This is a genomic window from Kribbella sp. NPDC058693 (assembly GCF_042715335.1).
GTDB classification, from domain to species: Bacteria; Actinomycetota; Actinomycetes; order Propionibacteriales; family Kribbellaceae; genus Kribbella; species Kribbella jiaozuonensis.
On sequence record NZ_JBHXSQ010000003.1, the window covers coordinates 1,428,963 to 1,454,329 of the forward strand.

Below are 25,367 nucleotides of genomic sequence, written 5' to 3' on the forward strand. Positions count from 1 at the left end.
GTCTTCCCGGTATGTTTTCCTTGCGGCCTCCCCCCCCCTTACCTCCCCGGGTCGCGGTGCCCGTCTGGGTTCTCAATGGGGGGGCCCGGGGCGCCGGGGGGCCCCCGGGGCCCCGCGGTCCGAATCACTGGCTGCCGGCGGGCTTCAGGTTGAGGATGATCTGCAGAGCGTTCTGCTGGGTCGGCTGCGCCGGCCCGTACTGGTTCTGCTCATCGGGCCAGCCGACCCAGTTCTTCGTGCTGTAGAGACCGCCGACGTTGGACGCCGAGGTGGGGATGATCGGCATCTGCTCGACCATGATCTTCTGCAGCGTGTTCAGCGCCGTCGTGCGGGTCGCGTCGTCCGCGGCGTTGGCGTACTGGTCCAGCGCCTTGGTCGCCTCCGGGCTGTTGAACCGGCCGTAGTTGCCGCTCACGCCGCCCTTGCCGACCGGCTTCAGGATCTTGCCGTCCATGATGTTCTGGTAGATGTCGAACGGCGTCGCGCCGCCGTTGGTCCAGTGCATCGCGGCGTCGAAGTTGCCCTCGTCGATGTTCTTGAACCACGCGTCCTGGTTGGCCTTGTCGACGGTCGCCTTGATGCCGATCGTGGACAGGTTGTCCTTGATGATCTCCAGGTCGGTGATGTAGTCGGACCAGCCGGCCGGGTCGGTCAGCGTGATCGTCACCGGCTTGCCGGTCGGGTCCTTCAGTACGTCGCCCTCGAGCTTGAAGCCCGCGTCGGTGAGCTCCTTCTTCGCGCCGTCGACGTCGACCGCGTGCTTCTTGTCCTTGTACTCCGGGGCGATGAACGAGTCACCGGCCGGGGTCGGGATCCCGGTGACGGACTCGACCTTCGGGTAGAAGTAGCCGGCCTCACCCTGGTTGAAGATGTCGTCGCGGTTGATCACCAGGTTCATCGCCCGGCGCAGGGCCGGGTTGTCGAACGGCTTCTTGGTGGTGTTGATCCACAGACCGTGGATACCGAGGTTCGCCGGGAACCAGAGCTTGTGGTTCTTCGGGTCCTTGTCCTGGTAGACGGCCTTGACGTTCGGGACGAAGACGAAGCTCCACTCCGACGAGCCGTTGGCCAGCGCGGTGGTCTGCGCGTTGTTGTCGTTGTACGACGTGTACCGCAGCTCCTTGACCTTCGGGAGGTCCTGCCAGTACGAGTCCCGCAACGTCAGCGTGGTGGTCTGCGGGGTGAACGACTTGACCGTGTACGGGCCGGTGCCGATCGGGTTCTTCAGCGTGTCCTGGGTCGGGTCCTTGAGCGTGGACCACTGGTGCTTCGGGACCACGAAGACGGTCAGGATCTTGTTCTGGTTGGTGAACTGCGACCGGGTGAAGGTCAGGTCCACCTTGTTGCCGGACGCGGTGATCGTGCCGTACGGGATCGCGTCCTGGTTCAGGCCGTCGTACTTCTTCCGCAGCTCGAACGAGTACGCGACGTCGTCGGCGGTCATCGGCTGGCCGTCGGAGAACTTCACGCCGTCCCGGACGGTCAGCGAGAGCTTGGTGTAGTTGGCGTCCCACTTCCACTCGGTCGCCAGCCACGGCTTGCCCGGCTCGGTCGGCTTGATCCCGTTGATCATCACCAGCGGCTCGAAGATCATCCAGCGGTAGCCCAACGAGGCGCCGGCGGAGGAGCCGAGGAACGGGTTGTGGTTCTCGGTCTGCGGCCCGTTCGGCATGCCGATGTTCAGCACGGTCGCGCCACTGCTCGACCCGCTGCTTTCGGTCTTCCCGTCCCCGTTACTGCAGGCAGCCAGCGTGGCTGCCGCGAGCAAGCCCGTGAGGGCCAGCGCGACGGTACGTCGTGCTCGCATCGGTTCCTCCTGTGCATCTGTTGGCGGATGGCCCACCCTGAGCCGGTGGGCCAGTGCATCGTGGCGTGAGAACGCTCTCATCGGAAGAGCGAACGCCATATCGGTTCGGTGTCGGGAGGTACGCCGGCGGCGGAACAGGGGCAGCTGTCCCGCCGCCGGAGTCTTCTAGCGGGACCGGTGTTTCGGGGCGGGTCTGGTCCGGGAATCGACTTTCGGGGCGGTTGAGCTGCGGACGATCAGCGTCGTCGGCAGCACCTGCGGGGTCTCGGGCAGCGGCGTGCCGCCGAAGTACCCCATCAGCATCCGGGCCGCGGCCTGACCCATCTGGCGCATCGGCTGATGCACCGTGGTCAGCGGCGGCTCGGTGTGTTCGGCGTACGGGATGTCGTCGAACCCGACCACCGACACGTCGTTCGGCACGTTCCGCCCGGTCTCCCGGACGGCCTGGATGGCACCGCCGGCGGACAGGTCGTTGTGCGCGAAGACCGCGTCGAAGTCGAGTCGTTCGTCGAGCGCGTACTGGACGCCGCGGCGTCCGCTCTCATGGGTGAAATCGCCTTCGAACACGAGTCTCCGGTCGAGCTCGATACCGGCCTGCGCGTAGGTGTCGCGGAAGCCGTCCAGGCGTTCGTGGGTACAGCCGAAGCGCTCGACGCCGGTGATCACCAGTGGCCGGCGGCGACCGAGCTCCAGCAGGTGCCGGGCGGCGGACTCGCCGCCGGCGTAGTTCGTGGTGGCGACGGACGGGAACTGCGGGCGCTTGTCGCGGTCGTCGATCAGGACCACCGGCAGACCACGCGCGTGGAGTTGCTCGATGAAGGTGAGCGTGCCTTCCGGCTCGATCACCAGCAGGCCGTCGAACGACTGCGACGAGACCTGGGAGGCGAACTGCTGCATGGATTCCGCACCCCGGTTGAAGGTGAACAGCAGCAGGCCGTACCCCTCGCTCTCGACCACGTCGACCGCGCCCTGCAGCACCTCGCCCATCCAGGGCCAGGTGAGCGACGGGACCAGCATTCCGACGATCCGGGTCCGGCCGCGGGCCAGGCCGACCGCGCGGGCGCTCGGCACGTAGCCGAGCTCCTCGATCACCTGGCGGACGCGCTCGGCGGTGCGGAGGTCCAGCTCGCCCTTGCCGTTGAGGACGCGCGACACGGTGGTCTTGCTGACACCGGCACGGGCCGCGACATCGGCGATGGTGATGGACACGCTGAATCTCCCCTCGGGCGGTCGGGGTGCTGGGCGGATCAACCGGTCGGAACCGGTTTCGGAAGCGGTTCCGTAGATCAAAGCCGAGCCGCAAGTCACCGTCAATCACGGAGCGGTAACGAATCGAGTCTTAGTTCACGACCTGGAAGAAGGGAGCTCTTCCGTGCTGCCGGACGGCATGATGGACTCGGGTTCGAGTGGCCCGCACGGGGCCGGGCAGGGTGAGGTAAGGATGGAAGTACGCCGGACCACGGTGCGTGACATGCGCCGGTCCAACCGCTCGGTGATCCTCACCAGCATCTACCGCGAGGGTCCGCTGAGCCGCCAGGAGCTCACCGTGCGGACGTCGCTCAGCGCCGCGAGCGTGAGCAACCTGGTCGCCGAGCTGATCACCGAGGGCGTGGTCGAGGAGGCCGGCTCGGTCGAGTCCGAGGGCGGCCGCCCGCGCGTGTTGCTACGGGTCGCACCGACGTTCCGGTACGTCGTCGGCGCCGAGGTCGGCGAGACCCGTGTCCGGGTAGAGCTGTTCGACCTCGCGATGAACGTGCTTGCCCGCGCCGATCACCCGATCAGCTCGCCGACGCCCGCAGAGGTCGTGAAGCACGTACTGGAAGGGCTTTCGAGCGTCATCGCGTCGTCCGGCGTCCAATCTTCGCAGGTTCTCGGGCTCGGCGTCGCGGTCGCCGGCGTGGTCGAGGACAACGCGATCGTCGATGCGCAGACCCTCGGCTGGGAAGCCGTTCCGCTGGCCGAGATGCTTGCTGAGGGCACCGATATCCCGGTGCACGTCGACAACGGCGCCAACATGCTCGGACAGGCCGAGATGTACTTCGGTGCGGGCCGCGGCGCGACCGATGCGGTCGTCGCGCTGGTCGGCTCCGGTGTCGGCTCCGCCCTTGTAGCCGGTGGATCCAGCTACCGCGGCACTCGCAGCAGCGCGGGCGAGTGGGGCCACATGACGATCGTGTACGGCGGCCGCCAGTGCCGCTGCGGCGCGCTCGGCTGTCTCGAGGCGTACGTCGGCGCGGAAGGCGTTCTCGATCGGTACCGTGAGGCCGGCGGGCTGGTCGAGGGTGACGAGGAGACCGCCTTCGTCGAGCTGCTGTCGTCGACCTCGGAGCCGGCGGCAACCATCATCGCGGACACTATCGGCTACCTGGCGGCGGGATTCGCCAACCTGGTCAACCTCGTCAACCCCGAGCGCATCGTCCTCGGCGGCTGGGCCGGTCTGCTGCTCGGTGAGAAGCACCTGGACGAGCTGCGCGCCGAGGTGGGCAAGCACGCGCTCCGGCGGCCGTACGCGCAGGTGTCGATCGTGCTGTGCGAGCTGGGCCGCGACGCCGTAGCACTCGGCGCCGCGACCCTTCCGGTGGTGCGGTTGTTGCGCGACGGTGGCGCGCTACCTCGTTAGACGGTCCACTTCTGGTTCGCTCCGCCGGTGCAGGTCCAGACCTGCGTCGGGGTCGAGTTGGCGGAGTTGTTGCCGGTGACATCGAGGCACTTGTTGGCGTGTGGATTCACCAGGTCGTGTCCACCTGTGTAGGTCCATTGCTGGGCCGCGTTGCCGTTGCAGGTCGCCAGTTGCACTCTGGTGCCGTCGGCAACACCGGCGTTCGCGACGTCGAGGCACTTGCCCAGGGCACGGATCGTGCCGTCGCCGGGGCGACTCCACTTCTGGGCGTTCGTACCGTTGCAGTCGTACAGCTGGACCGTCGTACCGTCCGCTGCGTTCGCGCCGGCGACGTCGAGGCACTTGCCGGCCAGGCCGCTGATCTGCGAGCCGCCTCCGCCGGAGCTGCCGAGCGTGGAGACGCGAACGTAGTCGACGGTCATCGTCTGCGGCATCTGCGTCGTACCGTCGGGGTAGCCCGGCCAGTAGCCGCCGACCGCGAGGTTCAGGATCATGAAGAACGGGTGGTTGAAGACCCAGGTGTTCCCGTTCAGATCGGCTGGCGTACGGCGCTCGTACTGCACGCCGTCGACGTACCAGGTGATCGAGTCCGGGGCCCAGTCGACCGCGAACGTGTGGAAGTCGTCGGCGAACGACCAGCCGTTCGGATGGTTGTACGCGGCACCGATCCCGCCGGCGCCGGAGTACCCCGGTCCGTGGATCGTGCCGTGCACGGTCGCGGGCTCGCGGCCGATGTTCTCCATGATGTCGATCTCGCCGTCGTTCGGCCAGTTGCCGCCGCCGAGCATCCAGAACGCGGGCCAGATCCCCTGTCCGCGCGGGATCTTGATCCGCGCCTCGAACCGGCCGTACGTCTGGGTGAAGGTCTGTGCGGTCAGCAGCCGGGCCGACGTGTACTGGCACGGTCCGTAGTGGCACTGGTAGCCGGCGTTCTCCTGCCGGGCCGTGATCACCAGGTTGCCGTTGCCGTCGAGCGCGGAGTTGCGGGTGCTGTTGGTGTAGTACTCGCGTTCGTCGTTGCCCCAGCCGCTGCCGCCGATGTCGTACCGCCACTTGGCGGGGTCGGGGGCCTGGCCGGAGGGGCCGTCGAAGTTGTCCTCCCAGATCGTTGCCGTGGTGGCGGCAGCGGCCTGCTGATGCGCTGTGGCTGCAGGCTGGAGGAGCGCGGTGCCGGCGAGTGCGGCACCGATCGCGAGGAACGCGAGCATGCGGGGACGCTTCATGAGTACCTCATTTCCGGGGGCGTCTGAATGAGGACAGGAATTGGACGGCAGCGTGCCGTGAGAACGCTCTCAGGTCAACCCCGGGACTAAATAAAAGATCTGAAAAAAGTCTCGGTTTCGACGTTGACACCGGTTTGCACGGATGGTTACCTCTTGCTGACCACCAGTTGCGGCGCGGGCAGACGCGGCAACTACACCGCCCCAAACTCCTTTATACAAAGGGAGAACCGCCCCATGAAACGCTTCCTGCCGCTCGTGGTCGCTGCGCTCTGCGCGGCCGCCGCCGGAATCGGCATCGGCACCGCTCCACCGGCGCAGGCCGCCGGCGAGCAGGTCAACATCTGGCTGACCACCACCAACGACAGCGCCGGCCAGAACGTCACCCGCGGCCTGCAGCAGCAGACCCCGGTCGCCTTCGGCCCGGCCGGCGGATCGGCGAACCAGACGATCACGGTCAACGAGAACACGACGTACCAGTCCTTCGAGGGCGGCGGCGCCTCGTTCGCCGACAGCTCCGCCTGGCTGCTGAACAGCAGCAACACGATCTCGGCCGCGACCCGCAACCAGGTGATGAAGGACCTGTTCGACCCGGTCGACGGGATCGGCCTGGCCTTCATCCGCAACCCGATGGGCGCCTCCGACCTGGCCCGGTTCAACTACTCGTTCGACGACACCTGCTGCGACCTGAACGACTTCAGCATCCAGCACGACCTGGCGGACGTCGTACCGCTGACCAAGCAGGCCCGGCAGCTCAACCCGGCGGTCAAGGTGATGGGCTCGCCGTGGAGCGCGCCGGCCTGGATGAAGGACAACAACGACTTCGTCCACCGCGGCTGGCTGAAGGCCGAGTACTACCCGATGTACGCGCAGTACTTCGTCAAGTACCTGCAGCAGAACGAGGCCCAGGGCAACCACATCGACTACGTCTCGGTGCAGAACGAGCCGACCTGTTGCGGTACCGACAGCACCGGCTACGCATCGATGAACTGGAACGGCTCCGGGCTGCTCGAGTTCACCAAGAACAACCTGATGCCGGCGCTGCATGCCGCCGGGCTGACGACCAAGGTGCTGATCCTCGACTACAACTGGGGCAACTACAACGACCTCGGTTCGGTCCCGATCGCGGACGCTGCGCTGCGCAACGATCCGAACTTCGGCGGGATCGCCTGGCACGGGTACGGCGGTGACGTGAACCTGCAGACGCAGATCCACAACCAGTACCCGAACGTGAACGCGTACATGACCGAGCACTCGGGCGGGACCTGGATCGCGAACCAGCAGGTCGAGGACATGAACAACCTGATCGACTACACCCGCAACTGGGACAAGTCGTGGGTCAAGTGGGGTATCGCGCTGGATGAGAACCACCTGCCGTACGTCGGCTCCGGCTGCAACGTCTGCACCGGACTCGTCACCGTGCACCGCAACGACAGCCAGCGCGGTCAGGTCACCAAGACCGTCGAGTACTACACGATGGGCCACCTGACCAAGTTCGTGAAGCCGGGCGCGCTGCGGATCGACTCGACCGCGAACGGCTCGGTGAAGAACGTGGCCTGGAAGAACCCGGACGGTTCGAAGGCGCTGATCGCGTTCAACACCACCGGCAGCTCGCAGTCGGTGCGGGTGAACTGGGGCTCCCAGTCCTTCACCTACACGCTTCCGACCAAGACCTCGGCGACGTTCACCTGGTCCGGGAACCAGAGCGGCGGCGGTGGCGGCGGCGGTCAGATCACCGGCCTCGGCGGCAAGTGCATCGACGTCGCGGGAGCCAACAGCGCGGACGGTACGGCGGTGCAGCTCTACGACTGCAACGGTACGACGGCGCAGCAGTGGGACCGGCCCGGTGACGGGACGATCCGTGCCCTCGGCAAGTGCCTCGACGTCAACGCCGGCTCCGTCGCCAACGGGGCGAAGGTACAGCTGTATTCGTGCAACGGCAGCGCCGCCCAGCAATGGACCTACACGAGCGGGAGAGATCTGGTGAATCCACAGGCGAACAAGTGTCTCGATGTCACGGGCAACAATTCCGCGAACGGTACGCCGCTGCAGCTGTGGAGCTGCACCGGTGCCGCGAACCAGAAGTGGAGCGTGTCATGAAGCGCGTGGCGGCAGTAGTCGGGGCACTGGTGCTCGGCGCCGGTCTGTTGATGACGGCAACTCCGGCGCAGGCGGCGACCGGTGCGATCACCGGGCTGGCCGGGAAATGTGCGGACGTGGCGGCCGCGAACAGCGCGGACGGTACGGCGGTCCAGCTGTACGACTGCAACGGCACGGGTGCACAGCAGTGGAGCCGGTCCAGTGACGGGACATTGCGGGCCCTCGGCAAGTGTCTGGATGTGTCGGGCGGATCCGTGGCCAACGGCGCTCGCGTCCAGCTGTGGACCTGTAACGGCAGCGCCGCGCAGCAGTGGACCTACACTGCCGGACGCGATCTGGTGAACCCGCAGGCGAACAAGTGTCTCGATGTCACCGGCAACAATTCCGCGAACGGTACGCCGCTGCAGCTGTGGAGCTGCACGGGGGCGGCGAACCAGAAGTGGAACGCCCCGGCCTCCGACGACGGTCCGCCGCCGACGGGTGGTGCGCCGATGGCGGCAGCGCCGTACCTGTACGAGGGCTGGGGTGACCCGCCGAACCCGGCGACCGTGATGAACGCGTCCGGGGTGAAGTGGTTCACGATGGCGTTCATCCTGTCCAACGGGTACTGCAACCCTCAGTGGGACGGCGGCCGGCCGCTGACCGGTGGCGCGGACCAGCAGGCGATCAACACGATCCGGTCCAACGGCGGCGACGTCGTGGTGTCGTTCGGCGGCTGGTCCGGGAACAAGCTGGGGCAGAGCTGCGGGTCGGCGAGTGAGCTCGCGGCGGCGTACCAGAAGGTGATCAACGCGCTGTCGCTGAAGGCGATCGACATCGACATCGAGGACCAGGAGGTGGCTCAGCCGGCGGTCCGGCAGAAGGTCATCGACGCGCTGAAGATCATCGAGCAGAACAACGCCGGGATCACGACGTACCTGACGTTCGGTACGACGACGTCCGGGCCGGACGGCAACGGGCAGGACCTGATCCACCGTGGCGCGGCGTCCGGGCTGAACCTGGACGGGTGGGTGATCATGCCGTTCGACTTCGGTGGCGGGTCGAACAACATGGGCACGCTGACGCGGCAGGCGGCCGACGGGCTGAAGAACCAGGTGAAGGCGGCGTACGGGCTGAGCGACGACGCGGCGTACCGGAAGATCGGTATCTCGTCGATGAACGGGAACACCGACAACGCCGGTGAGCGGGTGAACCTGTCCGACTTCGAGTCGATCCTGTCGTACGCGTCCGAGCACCACCTGGCCCGCTTCACGTTCTGGTCGGCCAACCGCGACCGTCCGTGCACAGGCGGCAGCGCCGACAGCTGCTCCGGCATCTCCCAGAACCCCTGGGACTTCTCAAAGGTAATCGGCCGCTACCGCGGTTGATCTGAACCTGTTCGACGACTGCCCACCTGGAGAAACCTCCAGGTGGGCAGTTCGGTTTGACCCTCCGGTTACCGGAGGGTGGAAGCTTGTCGCATGACGGCGACGGTGACGGTGGGGGAGTTCTCCCGCCTGACGCATCTGAGTGTGAAGACTCTGCACCACTACCACGAGATCGGCCTGCTCGCGCCGGCCTCGGTCGACGCCTCGTCCGGCTACCGGCGCTACAGCACCGCGCAGGTCGACACCGCGCAGCTGATCCGCCGGTTACGCGAACTGCGAATGCCGCTCGCCGACGTACAAGCCGTGGTCGACGCCGGCGACGGCGCGGCCCGGGAGGAACGCCTGCGCGCGCACCTCGAGCGGATGGAGCAGGAGCTCCAGCACACCCGCGACGTCGTCGTGTCACTACGCGAGCTGCTCACCCCCGGTCAGCCGGTCCTCGACGTCGAGTACCGGTTCATCCCGTCGTTCCGTGCGTACGGCGTCCGCGGACAGGTGCTGCGGGACGAGATCGGCCCCTGGTGCGGCTACGCCTTCGGGCGGCTCGACGAGGTGGGCCGCGACATCCGCGCGACCGCGGGAGCGACGTACAGCGACGAGTTCTTCACCGACGACAAGGGCGAGGTCGTCGCCTTCCTCCCGGTCGCGCCCGACCAGGCGCCGGCCGACGGGGTGGAGCTCGTCGACCTCCCCGGCGGGTACTTCGCGATCGCCGTCCACGTCGGGCCACTGACCGACTTCGACCGCACGTACGGCGCACTCGGCAGCCACGTCGCGGAGTACTGCGAGGTCGCACCCGGCCCGATCCGTGAGCTCTACCCGATCGGCCCGGGCGACGTGCCCGATCCGGCCGACTACCGAACCGAAGTCTGCTGGCCGATCCGGCAGATCCCTTCCCTGAAAGGCTGAATCGTGTCCATTTCCCTCGAGAACATCGCCTTCGACTGCGCCGACGCGGCGACGCTGGCCGCCTTCTGGGCCGGCGTCCTCTCCACCGAGGTCGATGCTGACGGCAACGAGTTCTTCGCGACCGTGAACCGGGCCGCGGACGGGCCGACGCTGATGTTCCTGCAGGTCCCCGAGCCGCGCAACGGCAAGAACCGGCTGCATGTCGACCTCGCCGCGACCGACTGGGCCGCCGAGGTCGACCGCATCGTCGGGCTCGGCGCCAAGCGTGTCGACGAGCACACCGAGTACGGCACGCACTGGATCACGCTGGCCGACCCGGAAGGCAACGTCTTCGACGTGGCCGAGCACTAATCCATCTGGTCGAGATGCGCTTCGAGCGCGTCGAGGCGGTCGCGCCACAGGTCGCGGTACGGCGCCAGCCAGGCGTCGACCTCGGCCAGCGGCGCCGGGCGGAGGCGGTACCAGCGGCGCTGGGCGTCGTGACGGACCTCCACCAGCCCGGCGTCGCGCAGTACCTTCAGATGTTTCGACACCGCGGGCTGGCTGAGGGACAGCGCGTCGACAAGCTCGCCGACGGGTCGCTCGCCGGCCCGCAACAGATCGAGGATGTCCCGGCGCCGAGGCTCCGCCAACACCTCGAACGTAGTTGCCATACCAGGAATATAACCCGATTCCTCACTTTTCACGCTGTTCAGAGCGTGTGCCCGAAGGTGGCCGCGAAGGCCTCGCGGAAGAGGTTGGGCAGGCTGGGTTCGCCGTTGGCGGCGGCCCAGTGGAGCAGTGCGACGTGGGTTACGCCGAGGCAGGCGCTGGCGGCTGCTTGGGCGGCGTACTCGAGGGTGGGGTCGTCGGCGCAGATTGCTGTGACGAACGCGTTCTGCAGGCGGAACTGGCTGTCCAGGTGGCGGGCTTGCAGGGCCGGGGTCGAGATCATCAGTTGCAGACGGACGAGGAGGAGGTCCGTGCTCGCCTGGTCGAGGGTGGCGAGGACGGCGCGGCCGATGCGGTCGGTGAGGGGGCCGGTCTGCGGGAGGTCCGCGATCGAGGTTGCGGCCAGTTGGTCGAAGTCGTCGTACAGGACGAGGTCTTCCTTGGTGGGGAAGTTCCGGTAGACGGTCATCGCGGAGACGCCGGCCGCGTCGGCGACCTGGTTGACCGTGGTCGCGTCGTACCCCTGGTCACTGAACAGGCGGAGCGCCTGGCGCTGGATGCGTTGCCGGGTGTCGGCGCGCTGGCGGTCCCTCAAGCTCATGTGGTAGATACTAACAATATGATAGTTTCTAACATGAATGACAGGGTTGCGTTGGTGACGGGTGCGTCGCGCGGCATCGGGCGGGCGATCGCGGAGCGGCTGGCTGCGGCGGGGGCCGAGGTGGCCGTGCACTACAACCAGGACAAGGCCGGCGCCGAGGAAACACTCGAGCGGATCGGCGGTCGCGGGTTCGTGATCGGGGCCGAGCTTGGTGTGCCGGGGGATGCCGACGCCGTGGTTGAGCAACTGGCTGCGGGGCTGTCGGGTCGGCGGCTGGACGTGTTGGTGAACAACGCCGCGGCGCCGCCGGCCGGGCCGATCGGTACGGACTCGGTGGAAGCGTTCGATCGGTTGATGGCGGTGAACGTGCGCGCGCCGTACTTCCTGATCCAGCGGCTGCTCCCGGTGCTGGCAGACGGCGGGCGGATCATCTCGGTCTCGTCGGTCGCGACCCGGATGGCGAACCCGACGCAGACCTCGTTCGCGATGACCAAGGGTGCGGTGGAGACGATGACGCGGACGCTGGCGCAAGAGCTTGGTCGTCGGAGCATCACCGTGAATGCGGTGGCGCCGGGCGCGACCCGGACCGAGGCGAACGGGGCGATCTTCGAGACTCCGGGGTTGTCGGAGCTGATCGTCAGTCACACCGCGCTCGGTCGGCTGGGCAGCGGTGAGGATGTCGCCGAGGTGGTCGCGTTCCTGGCCTCGTCCGAAGCGCGCTGGATCACGGGCCAGGTCGTCGATGCCTCGGGCGGTCTACACCTCGGCGTCGGCTGATTCGGTGTCGAGGAAGAGTTGTACGTCGGCGTGGGTGCGCAGCGCCGTACCGGGGTAGTCGGGGCTGATCGGCTGCGTCAGGGTGTCGTGGACGGCCTGTCGCTTGACTGATCCGGGGACCGAGCCGATGAGAGCCTGCGCGTTGAGGAGACGGGGGATCGTCACCGTGACGGCGTGGGTGGGTACGTCGTCCATCGTGGCGAAGTTGCCCTCGTCGACCTGCTGGCGGCGACTGGTCTCGTCCAGCGCGACGATCTTCGCGGCGCGCGGGTCGTCGAAGTCGGCGGGCGGGTCGTTGAAGGCCAAGTGGCCGTTGACGCCGAGGCCGAACAGGACGAGGTCGAACGGCTCGTCGCCCATCAGGTCGGCGTAGCCGTCCGGGCCGGCTTCGGGCGCCATCGAGTGGAAGGTTGCCTGCGGCACCTGATCGAGGAAGCTCCGGTGCAACCAGTTCCGGAACGACTGCGGGGCGTCCGGCGACAGGTCGACGTACTCGTCCATGTGGAAGCACTCGACGCGGGTCCAGTCGATGTCCGGCTCCACGGCGAGGGCCGCGAGCGTCGCAGTCTGGCTCGGCGCGGCGGCCAGCATGATCCGCGCGCGTCCGGTCGTTGCGATCGCCTTGCGGATCTGCTCGGCGGCTGCTGCGGCTGCGGCCCGGCCGAGCTCCTCGCGCGACGGGTGCGTACTGATCCGGGGAGCGTGCTCGACTGTCATCAGAACCCTTTCTATCGGCGGTCAATCCTTTCACAGCGGGGGTTTTCCCCCGGTCGGTACGGTGGGTGGCTCCAGTGTGTGCGGCGCATCCGCGACCTAGCGTCGCACCCATGATGACGACGACGAATCAGGTGATGATGACCGCGCTGCAGGCGACGCAGGAGCCGACCGGTGGAGTGGCCGGGTGGGCGATCGATCTGATGGAGCGAATGGGACCGGCGGGTGCCGGGCTGGCGGTCGCGCTGGAGAATCTCTTCCCGCCGTTGCCGAGTGAGGTGATCCTGCCGCTGGCCGGGTTCGCGGCGGCGCGCGGCGATCTCGGGCTGGTCAGCGCGATCGTGTTCACCACGCTGGGGTCGGTCGTCGGTGCGCTCGCCTTGTACGGCGTGGGCCGGGCGCTCGGGCGGGATCGGACTCGCGCGATCGCCGGCAAGCTGCCGTTGGTGAAGGTCGCTGACGTCGACAAGGCCGAGGAGTGGTTCCTGCGGCACGGTCCCAAGGCGGTGCTGATCGGGCGGCTGGTTCCGGTCGTCCGGAGCCTGATCTCGGTGCCGGCCGGGGTGGAGCGGATGCGGGTCGCGCTGTTCCTGCCGTTGACCGCGCTCGGGAGCCTGGTGTGGAACTCGGTGCTGATCCTGGCCGGTTACCAGCTCGGTGAGCGGTGGCATCTGGTCGAGTCGTCGGTCGGGGTGTTCCAGAAGGTGGTGATCGCCGGCGCGGTCGCAGCCGTGGTCTGGTTCGTGGTCGTGAAGCTGCGCGGGCGTTCAGATCCTGAGAAAGTCAAGTAGCGCGCTCGACTTTGACTACGCTCGAGGTATCACTGCCGATGCCTCAGGAGTTGGGTCAGATGCCCTCAGTCGCGTTCGAGTCGCAGGTCGTGCCCCAGGATGCGCCGGTCTGGCCGCAGTCCGTGGTCACGGTGGTCGGCAATCCACGGGCCGGTTCGCGGACGGCGGCCGCGGCGGCGTCGGTCGCGGAGTTGCTCGCCTCCGAGCTCGGTACGCCGTACCGGATCGACGAGCTGATCGACCTGGTGACGTTCGCACCGGCGATCTTCCAGGGTGATCGCGCCGGCGAGGAGGACCACGCGGCACTGGAGAGCGCGGTCGACCTGGTGTCGTCGGCATCGGTGATCGTGGTCGCCACGCCGGTCTACAAGGGCAGCTACACCGGTCTCCTGAAGAGCTTCCTCGACGTACTGCGTCCTTCGGCGCTGGCCGGATCCGTCGTCGTACCGGTCACCGTCTCCGCTGCCCCGAGCCACAAGCTGCTCGCCGACCAGCACCTCCGCCCGGTCCTCGCCGAACTCGGCGCGAGCGTGCCGGTCCCCGGAGTGATCCTCGAGGAACGAGACCTCGAGGACCTCCAGGTAGTCCTCTCCAGTTGGATCCGCACCAACGCCGCCATCGTCCAGGCCACCACGATCGCCCTCCAGCCGGTGGCCGAACCTACGCCGGCCCGGTAACTAGTCGTTGTAGCTGGGTTGGGTCGGGGCGTGGCGGAGGGTTGTGGTTGCGGGGACGAGGGTTGAGCCGAACGTCAGGATCGTGGCGGCGGCGACGATGACGCCGTAGATCCAGAGGGGGCCGGTGGGGAGTGCGCTGTTGGAGACCTTCGCGGAGAAGGGGAGCAGGCAGGCCAGAGCTACTGCGGTGCCCAGCGTGACTCCGGCGAGGGTGACCAGAGTGCTTTCGGTCCACAGCATGCGGAGGACCTGGAATCGGGTCGAGCCGGTCAGGCGTTGGAGCGCGAACTCGCGGCGGCGGCGCAGGGTCGACGACACGAGCGTGTTCACGACCGAGACGGCGGTGTACGCGATCAGCATTCCGACGAGCATGTAGTTGACCCACGCCTGCGTCTGCAGATCTTCGGCGTTCGCGGCGACCAACGTACTGCGGTCAGCCACCTGGACAGTCGGATGAGCCGCCGCCAGCTTCGCAAGCCCCGGTCGTACGTCGGCATCCGGCGCGGCGCGAACGAGGATCTGCTTCGTCAGACCGTCCGTCGTGTGAGCGGCGACCAGCGAGGCCGGCATCATGATCGTCTCGTACCCGCGTTCCGCCGCGAACGTCGCGACCACCCGCAGCTTCACCGGGGTCCCGTCGCCCATCGTCATCGAGACCTCCGACCCGACTCCACGGCCGGTCTTCGTGGCCATGTAATCCGGGATCGCCACGGTCGAACCGGTCAGCCCCGCGAGCGATCCGCTCGTCAGCCGGACCGGCGCCGTACCGTTCGCGCCCTGGGCGTCCACGCCGATCACCGGCGCACCGTCCTCGTCGAACGGTGACTTGCGCGGGTCGTCGACCGCGCCGATGCTCCGGACGTACGCCGACGCGCTCGCCACGCCAGGCACGCTTCGAACCTGCTGAAGCAGTGCCGGCGACAGACCAGCGTCCGAGACCAGTACTGCGTCTGCGCGCAGATCCCGCGTGAACGCCTCAGAGGACGCGTGAACCTGCGTGGTCTGCATGTACAGGTTGGCGGTCGAGATGCCGACGGCAAGCATGACCGGCATGACAGCAGCCGACATCGCGACGGATCGCGCCGACAGGTTGCGGATCGCGAGGCGACCGTTGACCCGGGTCAGTGCCTGAATCGGCCACCGCCAGAACGCGAGCACGACCTTGGTCCAGAACGGCCCGAGCAACGCGACACCGATCGCCCAGCAGAGGATCGACGGACCCGCGGTCGAGGCCGCGAGCGGTCCCGTCATCACCGTCGCGGTGACGATCAGCAGCGCGAGCCCACCACCGAGGAACAGCAGGCCGAACAGCAGCCGGATCCAGCTGAACCACTTCCGCTGCAGTGACGCTTCCATGAGCGCCTCGACCGGCCGGATCTTCGCGGACTTCCGGGCCGCGATCAGGCCTGCACCGATGGCTGCGAGTACGGCGGCGCCCGCGCCGGCGGCGAACGGGATCAGACCCTGCGAGAACTGGATCACCGGCGACGCGACGCCGTGCGTGCTGAGCTGGTCGAACAGGAACCGTCCCAGGAAGGTGCCTGGGATGACTCCGACCGCAACGGCCGGCAGCGAGACGAGTAATGCTTCGCCGAGGATCATCCGCCGGACCTGGCCGGGCGTCGTGCCGATGCCGCGGAGGAGGGCGAACTCGCGCTCGCGGTGCTGCGCGGCCAAGGCCAGCGTCGAGGCGACGACGAACATCATCGTCATGGTCGCGATGCCGCCGAAGGAGCCGGCAACTGCGATCAGCGCAGTTTTGTGGGACTCGGCGTCCGGGCGCTCGGCCAGGCCGCGGTCGACGCCTTGGCGGACGGTGAGGCTGCCGTCCAGCTTCTCCAGGCTCTTCTTCACGTCGCCGAGGTTGGCGCCGGGGGCAACTTGTACGCCGACGTCGGCGAAGCGGTCCGGGTTGCGGACGAGCTGCGCGGCGTCGTCGTCGGAGAGGAAGGCGTTGGTGCCTGCTGTCGGGGCGATCCCGCTGACGGTGAAGGTCTTGGGGTCGCCGTTGACGATCAGCGTGAGGTGATCGCCCGGCTTGCCGGACGAAACCACTACTTCGCCGGAGCGTGGCGCGTGCCCGCTGGTGAGGTGATACGGAGCTAGCGCGGCGCTGGACCAGTTGTGGCCCTCGGCAACTGATGGGCCGACGGCCGGGAAGGTGTAGTCGCCGACCGCGGACGAAACGCCTTGGGTGGAACGGATCTTGGCGAGGGCATCCACGGGGACGCCGACGCGCTCCGGCAGGGGAGTGGCATCTTCTTCGCCGGGGCGGAGGTGGGACTGCTTGCCGGTGACAACCAGGGAGGTGCCGGCCAGGCGCTGGGGTTCGACGTTGGAGCGGATGCCGGTCTCCATCAGGCCGCCGCAGGCCATCACGATCGCCGTACCGAAGACGACCGCGACGAACGTGGCGATGAATCCGCTCTTGCGGTGCCGCAAGGTACGGATGGCTTGGCGCATCATCCCGCCACCACCTGCAGGTTGGATCGTGCACCGAGGTGGGTCATCCGGTCGGCGACCTGTTCGGCCGTCGGCGCGGAAAGGCTGCCGGCGAGTACGCCGTCGGCCAGGAACACGACCTGGTCGGCGTACGACGCCGCGACCGGATCGTGGGTGACCATGACGACGGTCTGGCCCTGGGTGCGGACCGGCTCACGCAGCAGCTCGAGTACGTCGGCCGCGGTCTGCGTGTCCAGCGCGCCGGTCGGCTCGTCGGCGAAGATGACCGCCGGACGGGCGACGAGTGCGCGAGCGATCGCGACGCGCTGCTGCTGGCCGCCGGACAGCTCGCCCGGGCGACTCCTCTGCTTGTCAGACAAGCCGACGCGCTCCAGGACCTGGCGGACCGCGGCCTTGTTCACGCGGCGGCCGTCGAGCTCCTGCGGCAGGCAGACGTTCTGCCAGACGGTCAACGCAGGCAGCAGGTTGAACGACTGGAACACGAACCCGATCCGCTCGCGGCGGAGCTCGGTCAGCCGGCGCTCGCTCAGCCCGGCCAGCGCCATGCCGTCGATCAGCACGGTGCCCGACGTCGGCCGGTCGAGCCCGGCCGCGCAGTGCAGGAACGTGCTCTTGCCAGAACCCGACGGACCCATCACCGCGGTGAAGGTGCCGGGGGCGAACTTCATCGAGATCCCGTTGAGGGCGGTGACGGTGTTCCCGCCACGGCCGTAGACCCGTCGTACGTCCTGCAGGACGACCGAGTATCCGGTCCCGTCGACTGCTTCCTGCTTCCGCTTTCTCATGCCGTCGACGCTACGGAGCAACGACGTACCGACCCATGGTGCTGGACCACCGTACGGGGTGGGTGAAAGTCCACCCCCTACGAGCGCAAGAGCGCCCGCAGGCCGGCCGTGTAGGTGGCCGGAGTGATGTCGCCGATCAGCAGCCGCTGCAGGACGAATCCCGGGATCATGCTGAACATGACCTGCGCGACGTGCTCGGGATCGACGTCCGGGTCGAGGGTGCCGTCGGCCTGCGCACGACGGGCGATCACCACGAAATGGTTGCGGAGCTGGCAGTACTTGCCCTTCGCGACCTCGCGGATCGAGTCGTTGCGCAGCGCCTCGGCCCAGGCCTGCACCGCGACCCGGGTGACGTCTCCGGGTGGGGTCGTCGCGACCCGCACCACGTGCTCGATCGTGGCTTCGAGCGCGGCCAGCGGGGTGAGCGGCTCATCGGAGGCGAGCAGGTTCTCGAAGAGCTCGTCGACCGTGCCGAGGGCGTCCTCGGCGATCGCCGCGACGATCTCCTCCTTGCTCTTGAAGTAGCCGTACACGGCGCCCGCCGACAGGCCGGACTCGCGGATCACGTCGGCCATCGTCGTCTTGTGGAAACCCTCCGCGTTCATGCAGGCACGCGCCGCGGCGACGATCTGCTCGCGGCGGGCCAGGCGGTGCTCCTCGGTGACCTTCGGCACGCTCGCAACATAAAACGAATGTCCGTTCTTGACAAGTCGCCAGGCCGTCGCGAGTCTATAAAGAACGGTTATTCGGTTTTCTTGTCGAAGGAGTTCCCGCCATGACCACTGAGGCGCACGCGGCCGAACGTCGCCGGCCGCCCCTGATCGCCGTCATCGTGCTGTTGACCGCGGTCCTCACGGTGTTCCTGATCGCCTTCGCCTGGCCGTCCGCGCGGTCCGAGCCGCGGAACGTCCCGATCGCGGTGTCCGGCCCGACGCCTGCGGTCGAGCAGGTCAAGACGCAGCTCGGCCAGGCGATGCCGGGCGGCTTCGAGATCACCGCCGTACCGGATCGGCAGGCTGCCGTGCAGCGGATCGAGGACCGGGACGCGTACGGCGCGATCGTGCTCGACTCGGCGCAACCCGAAGTACTCACGGCGTCCGCGGGCGGACCGGTCGTGGCGCAACTCCTGACCCAGCTGTCCGCGCGGATGGACAGCCGGGCGAAGGTCACGGACATCGTCCCGCTGCCGAAGGACGATCCGCGCGGCGCCGGACTGGCTGCCGGAGCTCTGCCGCTCGTGCTCGGCGGGATCATCGCGGCCGGCGCGTTGACCCAGCTGGTGCGGTCCGGGCCGAAGCGGATGGTCGGCGCGATCGTGTTCTCGATCACGGGCGGGCTCGCGCTGGCCGCCGTACTGCAGTACTGGCTGGGCTCTTTCGAGGGCAGCTACCTCGGCAACGCGGGGGTCATCGCGATGTCGATCGGAGCCATCAGCCTCACCCTGCTCGGGCTCGAGTGGCTGATCGGTACGGCGGGGCTCGCGCTCGGCGGCGCGACGATGATGCTGCTCGGCAACCCGCTCTCCGGGATGACCAGCGCGCCGGAGATGCTGCCGAACGGCTGGAGCACGCTCGGGCAGCTGTTGCCGCCGGGAGCGGCCGGTACGGCGCTACGTTCCGTGAGCTTCTTCGACGGTGCCGGGGCGGCCAGACCACTCGTCGTACTGGCGTGCTGGCTGCTTCTCGGAGTCGTGCTCTGCGGACTCGGCGCGATGCGGAGCAGAGGACGCGCCGTGCAGCCGCGACATGAGGCGTCGGCTGTCGCAGCCTGACAAAGTAGACGTATGACAGCGCGGTGACCGGATCGTTACACCCCGGTCACCGCGTTCCTGCGTACCTGCCGCGACAACGTTGTCTGTCAAGCATTGACTTCGCCTGTTCAGGACTCCTACGGTCGCGAGAAAGCCCGCAGGGTTTGGGCCGTGGTACCGGCATGACAACGATTGCCCGAAGGTGGACCTGATGGTGACAAGGAAACGTTTCATGGCAGCGGCCGCCGCGGGCGCGCTGCTGCTGGGGGTCTCGGCCTGTAGTCAAGGCTCGACGACCAAGCAGCCCGAGGCCGGCGGCTCGCAGAGCTCCGGTCCGGCGCACATCAAGATCGCGTACCAGCAGTGGGGTCCGGGCGTGGTGATGAAGAACTTCCTCACCGGCGTCAAGACCGAGTACGAAGCCGCGCACCCGGGATCCCAGGTCGAGATCGTTCCGGTCGTTGCCAGCGAGAACGACTACTACACCAAGATCCAGTTGATGATGCGCTCGCCCAACACGGCGCCGGACATCGTCTACGAGGACACCTTTCTGATCAACTCCGACATCACCGCGGGGTACCTGAAGCCGCTCGACGACTACATCGGCAAGTGGGACCAGTGGAGTCAGTTCGAGGACACCGCCAAGGGCGCGGCGCGGGGCCAGGACGGCAAGACGTACGGCGTACCGGACGGCACCGACACCCGGGCGCTCTGGTACAACAAGCAGATCTTTGCCAAGGCCGGCCTGCCCGCCGACTGGCAGCCGAAGACGTGGGACGACGTACTCAGCGCGGCGCGCACCATCAAGCAGAAGGTGCCCGGCGTGATCCCGTTCAACATGTACTCGGGCAAGCCGATGGGTGAGGCCTCGGCCATGCAGGGCTTCGAGATGCTGCTCTACGGCACCAAGGACACCCTGTACAACTTCGACCAGAAGAAGTGGGTCGTCGGCAGCCAGGGCTTCAAGGACTCGCTGAACTTCGTCAAGACCGTCTTCTCCGAGGGCCTAGCGCCGTCGCCGAAGGACGCGCTCAGCCCGAACATGGGCAGCAAGGTCGGCACCGAGCTGCTGCCGCAGAGCAAGCTGGCGATCGACCTCGACGGCTCCTGGATCTACGGCAACTGGCTGAAGTCCGGCGCCAAGCCGTGGCCGCAGTGGAGCACGGTGCTCGGTCAGACCGCGATGCCGACGCAGGACGGCGGCGGCAAGGGCAAGGTCAGCCTCTCCGGTGGTTGGACCTGGGCGATCCCGGCCAAGTCGAAGAACCCCGACGCGGCCTGGGACTTCATCAAGACCCTGCAGACGCAGAAGAACGCGGCGAAGTACGCCACCGACGGTGCGCAGATCGCGGTCCGCAAGGACGTTGCCTCCGACGCGGCGTACAAGTCCTCCTCGGCGAGCACGCAGTTCTTCACCGACCTGGTGTCGGTGACGGTCTACCGGCCCGCGCTGCCGGAGTACCCGAAGGTCTCGAACGAGATCATCACCGCGATGGAATCGGTGATGACCGGTCAGTCCCAGCCCGATGGAGCCGCGAAGAACTACGACCAGGCAGTTGAGGGCATCGTCGGCGGCAAGGACAGTACGACGACGCAGAGCACCGGTCAGTAGTCTCCCGGCTCGAAGGGATATCTCCCCTGTGACGACGACTGTCGCCCCCACCTCGGCCACCGCTCCCTCCGGTAAATCCACCGGAGGGGGCGGGAAGCCGAAGGCCGCCAAGCTGGTCCGGATGCTGCCGCTGTCGCCGGCGATCGGACTGATGCTGGTCTTCCTGGCCGGCCCGATCATCTACTGCGTGTACGCCGCGTTCACGAACATGGCGCTCACCGGTACCGGCGCGGCGAACGTGAAGTTCGTCGGGCTGGACAACTTCCGCAAGGCCTTCTCCAGCGGCGCGTTCACGAACTCGATCTGGCTGACGCTGGTCTTCACGCTGATCTCCGCGATCATCGGCCAGAACACGCTCGGCCTCGGGCTCGCGCTGCTGATGCGCCGGTCGACGAAGCCGGTTCGCAACTTCGTCGGTACGGCGGTGATCGGCGCGTGGGTGCTGCCCGAGGTCGTCGCGGCGTACCTGCTGAGCGCGTTCTTCAACGACGACGGCACGCTGAACGTGATGCTGCACGCGGTCGGCCTGCCCGGCCAGGACTGGTTGTACGGGGCACCGATCATCGCGGTGTCGCTGGCCAACATCTGGCGCGGTACGGCGTTCTCGATGCTGGTGTACTCCGCCGCGCTGAGCGAGATTCCCAAGGAGATCGAGGAATCCGCCGAGATGGACGGCGCCGGCGGGTGGCGGCGACTGCTGTTCGTCACGCTGCCGATGATCACCCGTGCGGTGATGACCAACCTGATGCTGATCACGCTGCAGACGCTGAGCGTGTTCGGCCTGATCTACGCGATGACCCGGGGCGGCCCGGGGACCAAGAGTCAGACGTTGCCGCTGTACATGTACGAGCAGGCGTTCAGCTTCTCCCAGATCGGCTACGGTACGGCGATCGCGTTGGTGATGCTGGCGATCGGTGCGGTCTTCTCGCTGATCTACCTGCGTGGACTGAACTCGGAGGCAGCATGATTGCCCGCGACCGGATGAGCAAACTCGCGTCGAACCTGGTGCTGCTGGCCATCGGCGTACTGTTCGTCCTGCCGTTGCTGTGGGTGCTGTTCGCATCGATCAACCGGACGGCGGGGCTGCGGGTCGAGTTCCCGACGCATCCCACCCTCGGGAACTTCAAGGCGGTGCTGAACACCGACACGACGTACCGGCCTGTGCTGAACGGGATCGTGCTGTGTGGCGGGGCGGCGTTGCTGACGATGATCTGCGCGGTACTCGCGGCTTATCCGTTGTCGCGGTTCCGGACCCGGTTCAACCGGCCGTTCCTGTTGACGGTGCTGTTCTGCACGGGGTTGCCGATCACTGCGGTGATGGTGCCGGTGTATGGGCTGTTCGTGCAGCTGAACCTGGTGGACACGCTGGGCGGCACGATCATGTTCATGGCGACGAGTGCCTTGCCCTTTGCGATCTGGCTGACGAAGACGTTCATGGACGGCGTACCGCTGTCGTTGGAGGAAGCGGCTTGGGTCGACGGCGCGGGGAACATGCGCGCGCTGTGGGCGATCGTGCTGCCGCTGATGTGGCCGGGGATCGCGGTCGTGCTGATCTTCACGTTCATCGGCATGTGGGGGAACTTCTTCGTCCCCTTCATGCTGCTGCTGTCGCCTGAGCGGCTGCCGGCGTCGGTCAGCATCTTCACGTTCTTCGGCCAGTACGGCGAACCGAACTACGGCCAGCTGGCGGCGTACTCCCTCATCTACACGATGCCCGTCCTCCTCCTCTACCTCCTCCTCAGCCGCAAACTCGGCGGCGCCTTCGCCCTGGGCGGAGCCATCAAGGGCTGACCTACCAAATACCCAGCCGCCGCGAAACGGACACCGCTTCGCGGCGGCTGTTCTCTTGCCGGCTTCGCCGGGTGCCTGTGTCGAGCTGGACCGTTGTTGGTGTGGCAACTGGCTCGGCGGGCAAAGGACACCGCTTCGCGGCGGCAGTTCTATTGGCCGGCTTCGCCGGTGTGCGTGAGTCGCGGCGGGCTGGTTCGTTGTCTGCGCGGCAGCTGCATCCGTGGGGAACGCGTGGTGCTGCTTCGCCGTAGCAGCTGAGTGCCGACAAGGGTGCCGCTCGGCCAGCCGCCGCGAAACGGACACCGCTTCGCGGCGGCTGTTCTATTGGCCGGCTTCGCCGGCGTGTGTGAGTCGCGGCGAGGTGGTTCGTTGTCTGCGTGCAGCTGCATCCGTGGGGAACTTGCGGTGCTGCTTCGGCGTAGCAGCTGAGTGGCGGGAACGGTGCTGCTTCGGCCAGCTGCCGGCTACCTCATCCTGTTCGTCTCGAGTGGGTGTTCAGTTGGAGTTGTCGACTGCGTTGCTTACCGGGGTCCACTCGTCGAGTTCTGCGATTCGGGCTACCAGGGCGGTGCGGATGTCCTGGACGGCGGTGCTTCCGGTTGCGATGCGGTGTGGCGGGGTGTTTGCCTCGGTGGCGGCGATGATTGCGTCGACGACACCGTCGGCAGTGTTGTACGCGGTCGGCGGTAGGGCGCCGATCGTCTTGAGGACTTCGCGGACCGTCTGGTCGTAGTCGCTGATCGTCTCGGCGTGGTCCAGGTTGGCCAGGAAGGACGTCGCCGTGAGGCCGGGCTCGACGAGTGTGACCTTGATGCCCAGCGGGTCGAGCTCTCCGAACAGGGCTTCGGTCAGACCCTCGACGGCGTACTTGGTTGCCGCGATCATGCCGACGCCCGCGTGCGCCATCTGCCCGAAGTACGAGGAGCCCTGCAGGATGTGGCCCGACTTCTGGGCGCGCAGCGTCGGCAACGTCGCGCGGAGGACGTTCAGGACGCCGTGCACGTTGGTGTCGAAGATCGCGCGGACCTGCGCGTCGGTCGCTTCCTCGACGGCGCCGAAGACGCCGTACCCGGCGTTGTTGGCAACGAAGTCGATGCGACCGAACCGCTCGAGGCCGGCGCTGACGGCGCTCTGCAGCTGACTGAGGCTGGCGACGTCGGCGCCGGCGGCGAGCACCTGGTCGCCGTACTTCTCGGTGAGCTGTGTCAGGCCTTCGGCGCGACGGGCGACGGCGATCACGTTGTCGCCTCGTTCTGCCGCGCGGACGGCGAGGGCGAGGCCGATTCCGGATGAGGCACCGGTGATGAACCAGGTGCGGGTGGTCGGGGTGTCGAATGAGTTCGTCATGGTGAGGACCATAACAGCTTCACCCATAACGTCAAGATGCCTTGTGGAGATTCTGTTATGATCAAAATGCGAGTGGCCACAACCATCTGAGAGGAGCGCAGCGTGAGTACGTCGACGTTGTCCGCGCTTGAGCTGGTGCTGGCGTTCGCGAACACGCATGCAGACGCCGGCGACCGCGTAGAACGGTTCACCGACACTGAAGGACTGACGACCTGGCTGAACGAAGTGGCCTGGGGCGGCGCCGAGCCGGCCAGAACCGTCGCGGACTCAGACGTCGTCGAGGCTCGAGAGCTTCGGGACGCGCTGGTGACGGTGCTGCTCTCGCACTCGAATGACCCGGCTACCTCGGACCCGGCGGTACGGTCTGCTGAGGCAATACTCGAGAGAGCCGGCGACAGATGTCCGGTCGCAGTGCGGCTGAGTGGCGCAGAGGCGCGTCTTGGTCCGGGATGCGGCGGAGTCGCAGGCGCGTTCGCAGGCGTGCTGGCCGCGGCGACCGAGCTTGCGTTGTCAGGTCAATGGGCTCGAATCAAGGCGTGCCGCAACGAGCCTTGTCACTTCGCGTTCTTCGACCGGAGCAAGAACACATCGGCCGGCTACTGCAGCACCCAGTGCTCGAGCCAGGCGTCGATGCGCGCCTACCGTGCCCGGAAGAAGGAAGCGCTCGCAACCGACAACAAGTAGGACTGAAAGATTCAGGGTCCTGTCGTTGGCTACGTGTTCGGGGTGAGGGTGGTGCGGGTCTGCTTCCAGAAGTCGAGTTTCTGGTCGAAAGTCCAGTCCCACTGGGTGTCTGGCGAGGACTTGGCGTAGCGGTCGAGTGCGATCGGCGCCAGCGTGGCTGTTGATTCTGGTGCGCTGTCGGTGACTACGGCCAGGCGGACGACGAAGGTGACCAGGCGGGTCAGCTTCGAATGCTCGTGGGAGGTCTCGAGCTCTTTCAGTTGCGAGCGGAGTTGCTTGATCGTGCGGAGGGCAGCGCGGTGCTCGCCTCGACCGGGTGACGTGAGCTCGTCGGTGGGGATGCCCAGTAGGTCGGCGATGTCGGCGTCAGCCTGCGCGGAGGACTTGCCGAAGAGGCCGGGTTTCTGCGACTGGAGGCGGTCGGCGATCTCGTCGAGCAACTGATCGAGTCCGTGGACCACGTCGGGGAGGACGCGGTCGGCGGTCCTCCGGCGGTTGGTGGCGAGCGCGACGACGCGAGCATGCTCCGCCTCGACGGCCGAACGCAGTGACTCGGGCCAGTCGTCGAGACCCGTCAGTTCTTCCTGCGGTGGCGCCGACGTGTTCAGGTCGCCTGGCTGCAGCGGCTTGGCGCCGGAGCGGGCCGCGTCGATTTCCTGCTCGAGCTTCTTCTGCGGACCCGGAACGATTGAGCTCACCCC

At 67.3% G+C, this 25,367-nt stretch carries 24 protein-coding genes; 13 read left to right on the plus strand and 11 right to left on the minus strand.

Going from position 1 to position 25,367, the window contains the following annotated elements:
- Positions 1 to 124: 124 nt before the first annotated feature.
- Together ACFWUU_RS25100 and ACFWUU_RS25105 are read right to left on the minus strand one after the other, a co-directional pair.
- Positions 125 to 1,807 carry an ABC transporter substrate-binding protein gene (locus ACFWUU_RS25100; RefSeq protein ID WP_380178715.1) on the minus strand — a complete coding sequence of 561 codons (1,683 nt, stop codon included), beginning with the start codon at positions 1,805 to 1,807 and terminating at the stop codon, positions 125 to 127.
- Between the two features lie 165 nt (positions 1,808 to 1,972).
- A complete protein-coding gene (locus ACFWUU_RS25105) occupies positions 1,973 to 3,016 on the minus strand; it encodes a LacI family DNA-binding transcriptional regulator (protein ID WP_380178717.1) in 1,044 nt (347 codons plus the stop codon).
- A gap of 232 nt (positions 3,017 to 3,248) precedes the next feature.
- Here ACFWUU_RS25105 and ACFWUU_RS25110 point away from each other — a divergent pair, with 232 nt between their 5' ends.
- Positions 3,249 to 4,427 (plus strand): ROK family transcriptional regulator, encoded by a 1,179-nt coding sequence (locus ACFWUU_RS25110; protein ID WP_380178719.1) that lies wholly within the window; start codon positions 3,249 to 3,251, stop codon positions 4,425 to 4,427.
- Here the strand turns inward: ACFWUU_RS25110 and ACFWUU_RS25115 are convergent.
- On the minus strand, positions 4,424 to 5,650 hold the full coding sequence (locus ACFWUU_RS25115) for a family 16 glycosylhydrolase (RefSeq protein ID WP_380178721.1): 1,227 nt from the start codon (positions 5,648 to 5,650) through the stop codon (positions 4,424 to 4,426). The genes ACFWUU_RS25110 and ACFWUU_RS25115 overlap by 4 nt on opposite strands.
- A gap of 234 nt (positions 5,651 to 5,884) precedes the next feature.
- Between ACFWUU_RS25115 and ACFWUU_RS25120 the strand changes: the two genes are divergently transcribed.
- From ACFWUU_RS25120 to ACFWUU_RS25135, 4 genes are all read left to right on the plus strand, one after another.
- On the plus strand, positions 5,885 to 7,747 hold the full coding sequence (locus tag ACFWUU_RS25120; protein WP_380178723.1) for a ricin-type beta-trefoil lectin domain protein: 1,863 nt from the start codon (positions 5,885 to 5,887) through the stop codon (positions 7,745 to 7,747).
- Complete coding sequence (locus ACFWUU_RS25125; protein WP_380178725.1) at positions 7,744 to 9,114, plus strand: ricin-type beta-trefoil lectin domain protein; 1,371 nt, start codon at positions 7,744 to 7,746, stop codon at positions 9,112 to 9,114. Before ACFWUU_RS25120 ends, ACFWUU_RS25125 begins: the two co-directional genes overlap by 4 nt.
- A gap of 93 nt (positions 9,115 to 9,207) precedes the next feature.
- A complete protein-coding gene (locus ACFWUU_RS25130; RefSeq protein WP_380178727.1) occupies positions 9,208 to 10,023 on the plus strand; it encodes a MerR family transcriptional regulator in 816 nt (271 codons plus the stop codon).
- 3 nt (positions 10,024 to 10,026) lie between these two features.
- The gene (locus ACFWUU_RS25135; RefSeq protein WP_137258102.1) at positions 10,027 to 10,374 is read left to right on the plus strand and encodes a VOC family protein; all 348 of its coding nucleotides are present in this window, start codon (positions 10,027 to 10,029) and stop codon (positions 10,372 to 10,374) included.
- Here ACFWUU_RS25135 and ACFWUU_RS25140 read toward each other — a convergent pair.
- Positions 10,371 to 10,676, minus strand: coding sequence for a helix-turn-helix transcriptional regulator (locus ACFWUU_RS25140; RefSeq protein WP_137258101.1), 306 nt, complete (start codon positions 10,674 to 10,676; stop codon positions 10,371 to 10,373). The genes ACFWUU_RS25135 and ACFWUU_RS25140 overlap by 4 nt on opposite strands.
- 38 nt (positions 10,677 to 10,714) lie before the next feature.
- Positions 10,715 to 11,275, minus strand: coding sequence for a TetR/AcrR family transcriptional regulator (locus ACFWUU_RS25145; RefSeq protein WP_380178729.1), 561 nt, complete (start codon positions 11,273 to 11,275; stop codon positions 10,715 to 10,717).
- A 33-nt stretch (positions 11,276 to 11,308) separates the two neighbouring features.
- Between ACFWUU_RS25145 and ACFWUU_RS25150 the strand changes: the two genes are divergently transcribed.
- On the plus strand, positions 11,309 to 12,052 hold the full coding sequence (locus tag ACFWUU_RS25150) for an SDR family NAD(P)-dependent oxidoreductase (RefSeq protein ID WP_380178731.1): 744 nt from the start codon (positions 11,309 to 11,311) through the stop codon (positions 12,050 to 12,052).
- On the opposite strand, the gene ACFWUU_RS25155 is transcribed toward ACFWUU_RS25150, so the two are convergent.
- Entirely contained in the window at positions 12,032 to 12,769 is a 738-nt protein-coding gene (locus tag ACFWUU_RS25155) for a 6-phosphogluconolactonase (protein WP_380178733.1), read from the minus strand. The genes ACFWUU_RS25150 and ACFWUU_RS25155 overlap by 21 nt on opposite strands.
- A 110-nt stretch (positions 12,770 to 12,879) precedes the next feature.
- On the opposite strand from ACFWUU_RS25155, the gene ACFWUU_RS25160 reads away from it, so the two are divergent.
- Positions 12,880 to 13,557 (plus strand): DedA family protein, encoded by a 678-nt coding sequence (locus tag ACFWUU_RS25160; RefSeq protein WP_380178735.1) that lies wholly within the window; start codon positions 12,880 to 12,882, stop codon positions 13,555 to 13,557.
- A gap of 59 nt (positions 13,558 to 13,616) precedes the next feature.
- Entirely contained in the window at positions 13,617 to 14,234 is a 618-nt protein-coding gene (locus ACFWUU_RS25165; RefSeq protein WP_137258096.1) for an NADPH-dependent FMN reductase, read from the plus strand.
- Here the strand turns inward: ACFWUU_RS25165 and ACFWUU_RS25170 are convergent, their stop codons facing one another.
- The 3 genes from ACFWUU_RS25170 to ACFWUU_RS25180 all read right to left on the minus strand — a co-directional run bounded on the left by ACFWUU_RS25170 (position 14,235) and on the right by ACFWUU_RS25180 (position 18,156).
- Positions 14,235 to 16,700 (minus strand): ABC transporter permease, encoded by a 2,466-nt coding sequence (locus ACFWUU_RS25170; protein ID WP_380178737.1) that lies wholly within the window; start codon positions 16,698 to 16,700, stop codon positions 14,235 to 14,237.
- A complete protein-coding gene (locus ACFWUU_RS25175; protein WP_380178739.1) occupies positions 16,697 to 17,482 on the minus strand; it encodes an ABC transporter ATP-binding protein in 786 nt (261 codons plus the stop codon). Before ACFWUU_RS25175 ends, ACFWUU_RS25170 begins: the two co-directional genes overlap by 4 nt.
- A gap of 77 nt (positions 17,483 to 17,559) precedes the next feature.
- Complete coding sequence (locus tag ACFWUU_RS25180; RefSeq protein WP_137258093.1) at positions 17,560 to 18,156, minus strand: TetR/AcrR family transcriptional regulator; 597 nt, start codon at positions 18,154 to 18,156, stop codon at positions 17,560 to 17,562.
- Between the two features lie 101 nt (positions 18,157 to 18,257).
- Between ACFWUU_RS25180 and ACFWUU_RS25185 the strand changes: the two genes are divergently transcribed.
- The 4 genes from ACFWUU_RS25185 to ACFWUU_RS25200 all read left to right on the plus strand — a co-directional run bounded on the left by ACFWUU_RS25185 (position 18,258) and on the right by ACFWUU_RS25200 (position 22,635).
- Positions 18,258 to 19,253, plus strand: a complete 996-nt coding sequence (locus ACFWUU_RS25185) for a hypothetical protein (RefSeq protein WP_380178741.1) — start codon at positions 18,258 to 18,260, stop codon at positions 19,251 to 19,253.
- Positions 19,254 to 19,443: 190 nt separating this feature from the next.
- Positions 19,444 to 20,844, plus strand: coding sequence for an extracellular solute-binding protein (locus ACFWUU_RS25190; RefSeq protein ID WP_380178743.1), 1,401 nt, complete (start codon positions 19,444 to 19,446; stop codon positions 20,842 to 20,844).
- 28 nt (positions 20,845 to 20,872) lie between these two features.
- Positions 20,873 to 21,811, plus strand: coding sequence for a carbohydrate ABC transporter permease (locus tag ACFWUU_RS25195; protein WP_371404249.1), 939 nt, complete (start codon positions 20,873 to 20,875; stop codon positions 21,809 to 21,811).
- Positions 21,808 to 22,635, plus strand: a complete 828-nt coding sequence (locus ACFWUU_RS25200; protein WP_137258091.1) for a carbohydrate ABC transporter permease — start codon at positions 21,808 to 21,810, stop codon at positions 22,633 to 22,635. The genes ACFWUU_RS25195 and ACFWUU_RS25200 overlap by 4 nt, the downstream gene beginning before the upstream one ends.
- A 495-nt stretch (positions 22,636 to 23,130) precedes the next feature.
- Here the strand turns inward: ACFWUU_RS25200 and ACFWUU_RS25205 are convergent, their stop codons facing one another.
- On the minus strand, positions 23,131 to 23,982 hold the full coding sequence (locus ACFWUU_RS25205; RefSeq protein ID WP_380178746.1) for an SDR family NAD(P)-dependent oxidoreductase: 852 nt from the start codon (positions 23,980 to 23,982) through the stop codon (positions 23,131 to 23,133).
- A 102-nt stretch (positions 23,983 to 24,084) separates the two neighbouring features.
- Between ACFWUU_RS25205 and ACFWUU_RS25210 the strand changes: the two genes are divergently transcribed.
- Positions 24,085 to 24,666 (plus strand): CGNR zinc finger domain-containing protein, encoded by a 582-nt coding sequence (locus ACFWUU_RS25210; RefSeq protein WP_380178748.1) that lies wholly within the window; start codon positions 24,085 to 24,087, stop codon positions 24,664 to 24,666.
- 29 nt (positions 24,667 to 24,695) lie between these two features.
- Here ACFWUU_RS25210 and ACFWUU_RS25215 read toward each other — a convergent pair whose 3' ends face one another.
- Complete coding sequence (locus tag ACFWUU_RS25215) at positions 24,696 to 25,364, minus strand: hypothetical protein (RefSeq protein ID WP_380178750.1); 669 nt, start codon at positions 25,362 to 25,364, stop codon at positions 24,696 to 24,698.
- Between the last annotated feature and the right edge of the window lie 3 nt (positions 25,365 to 25,367).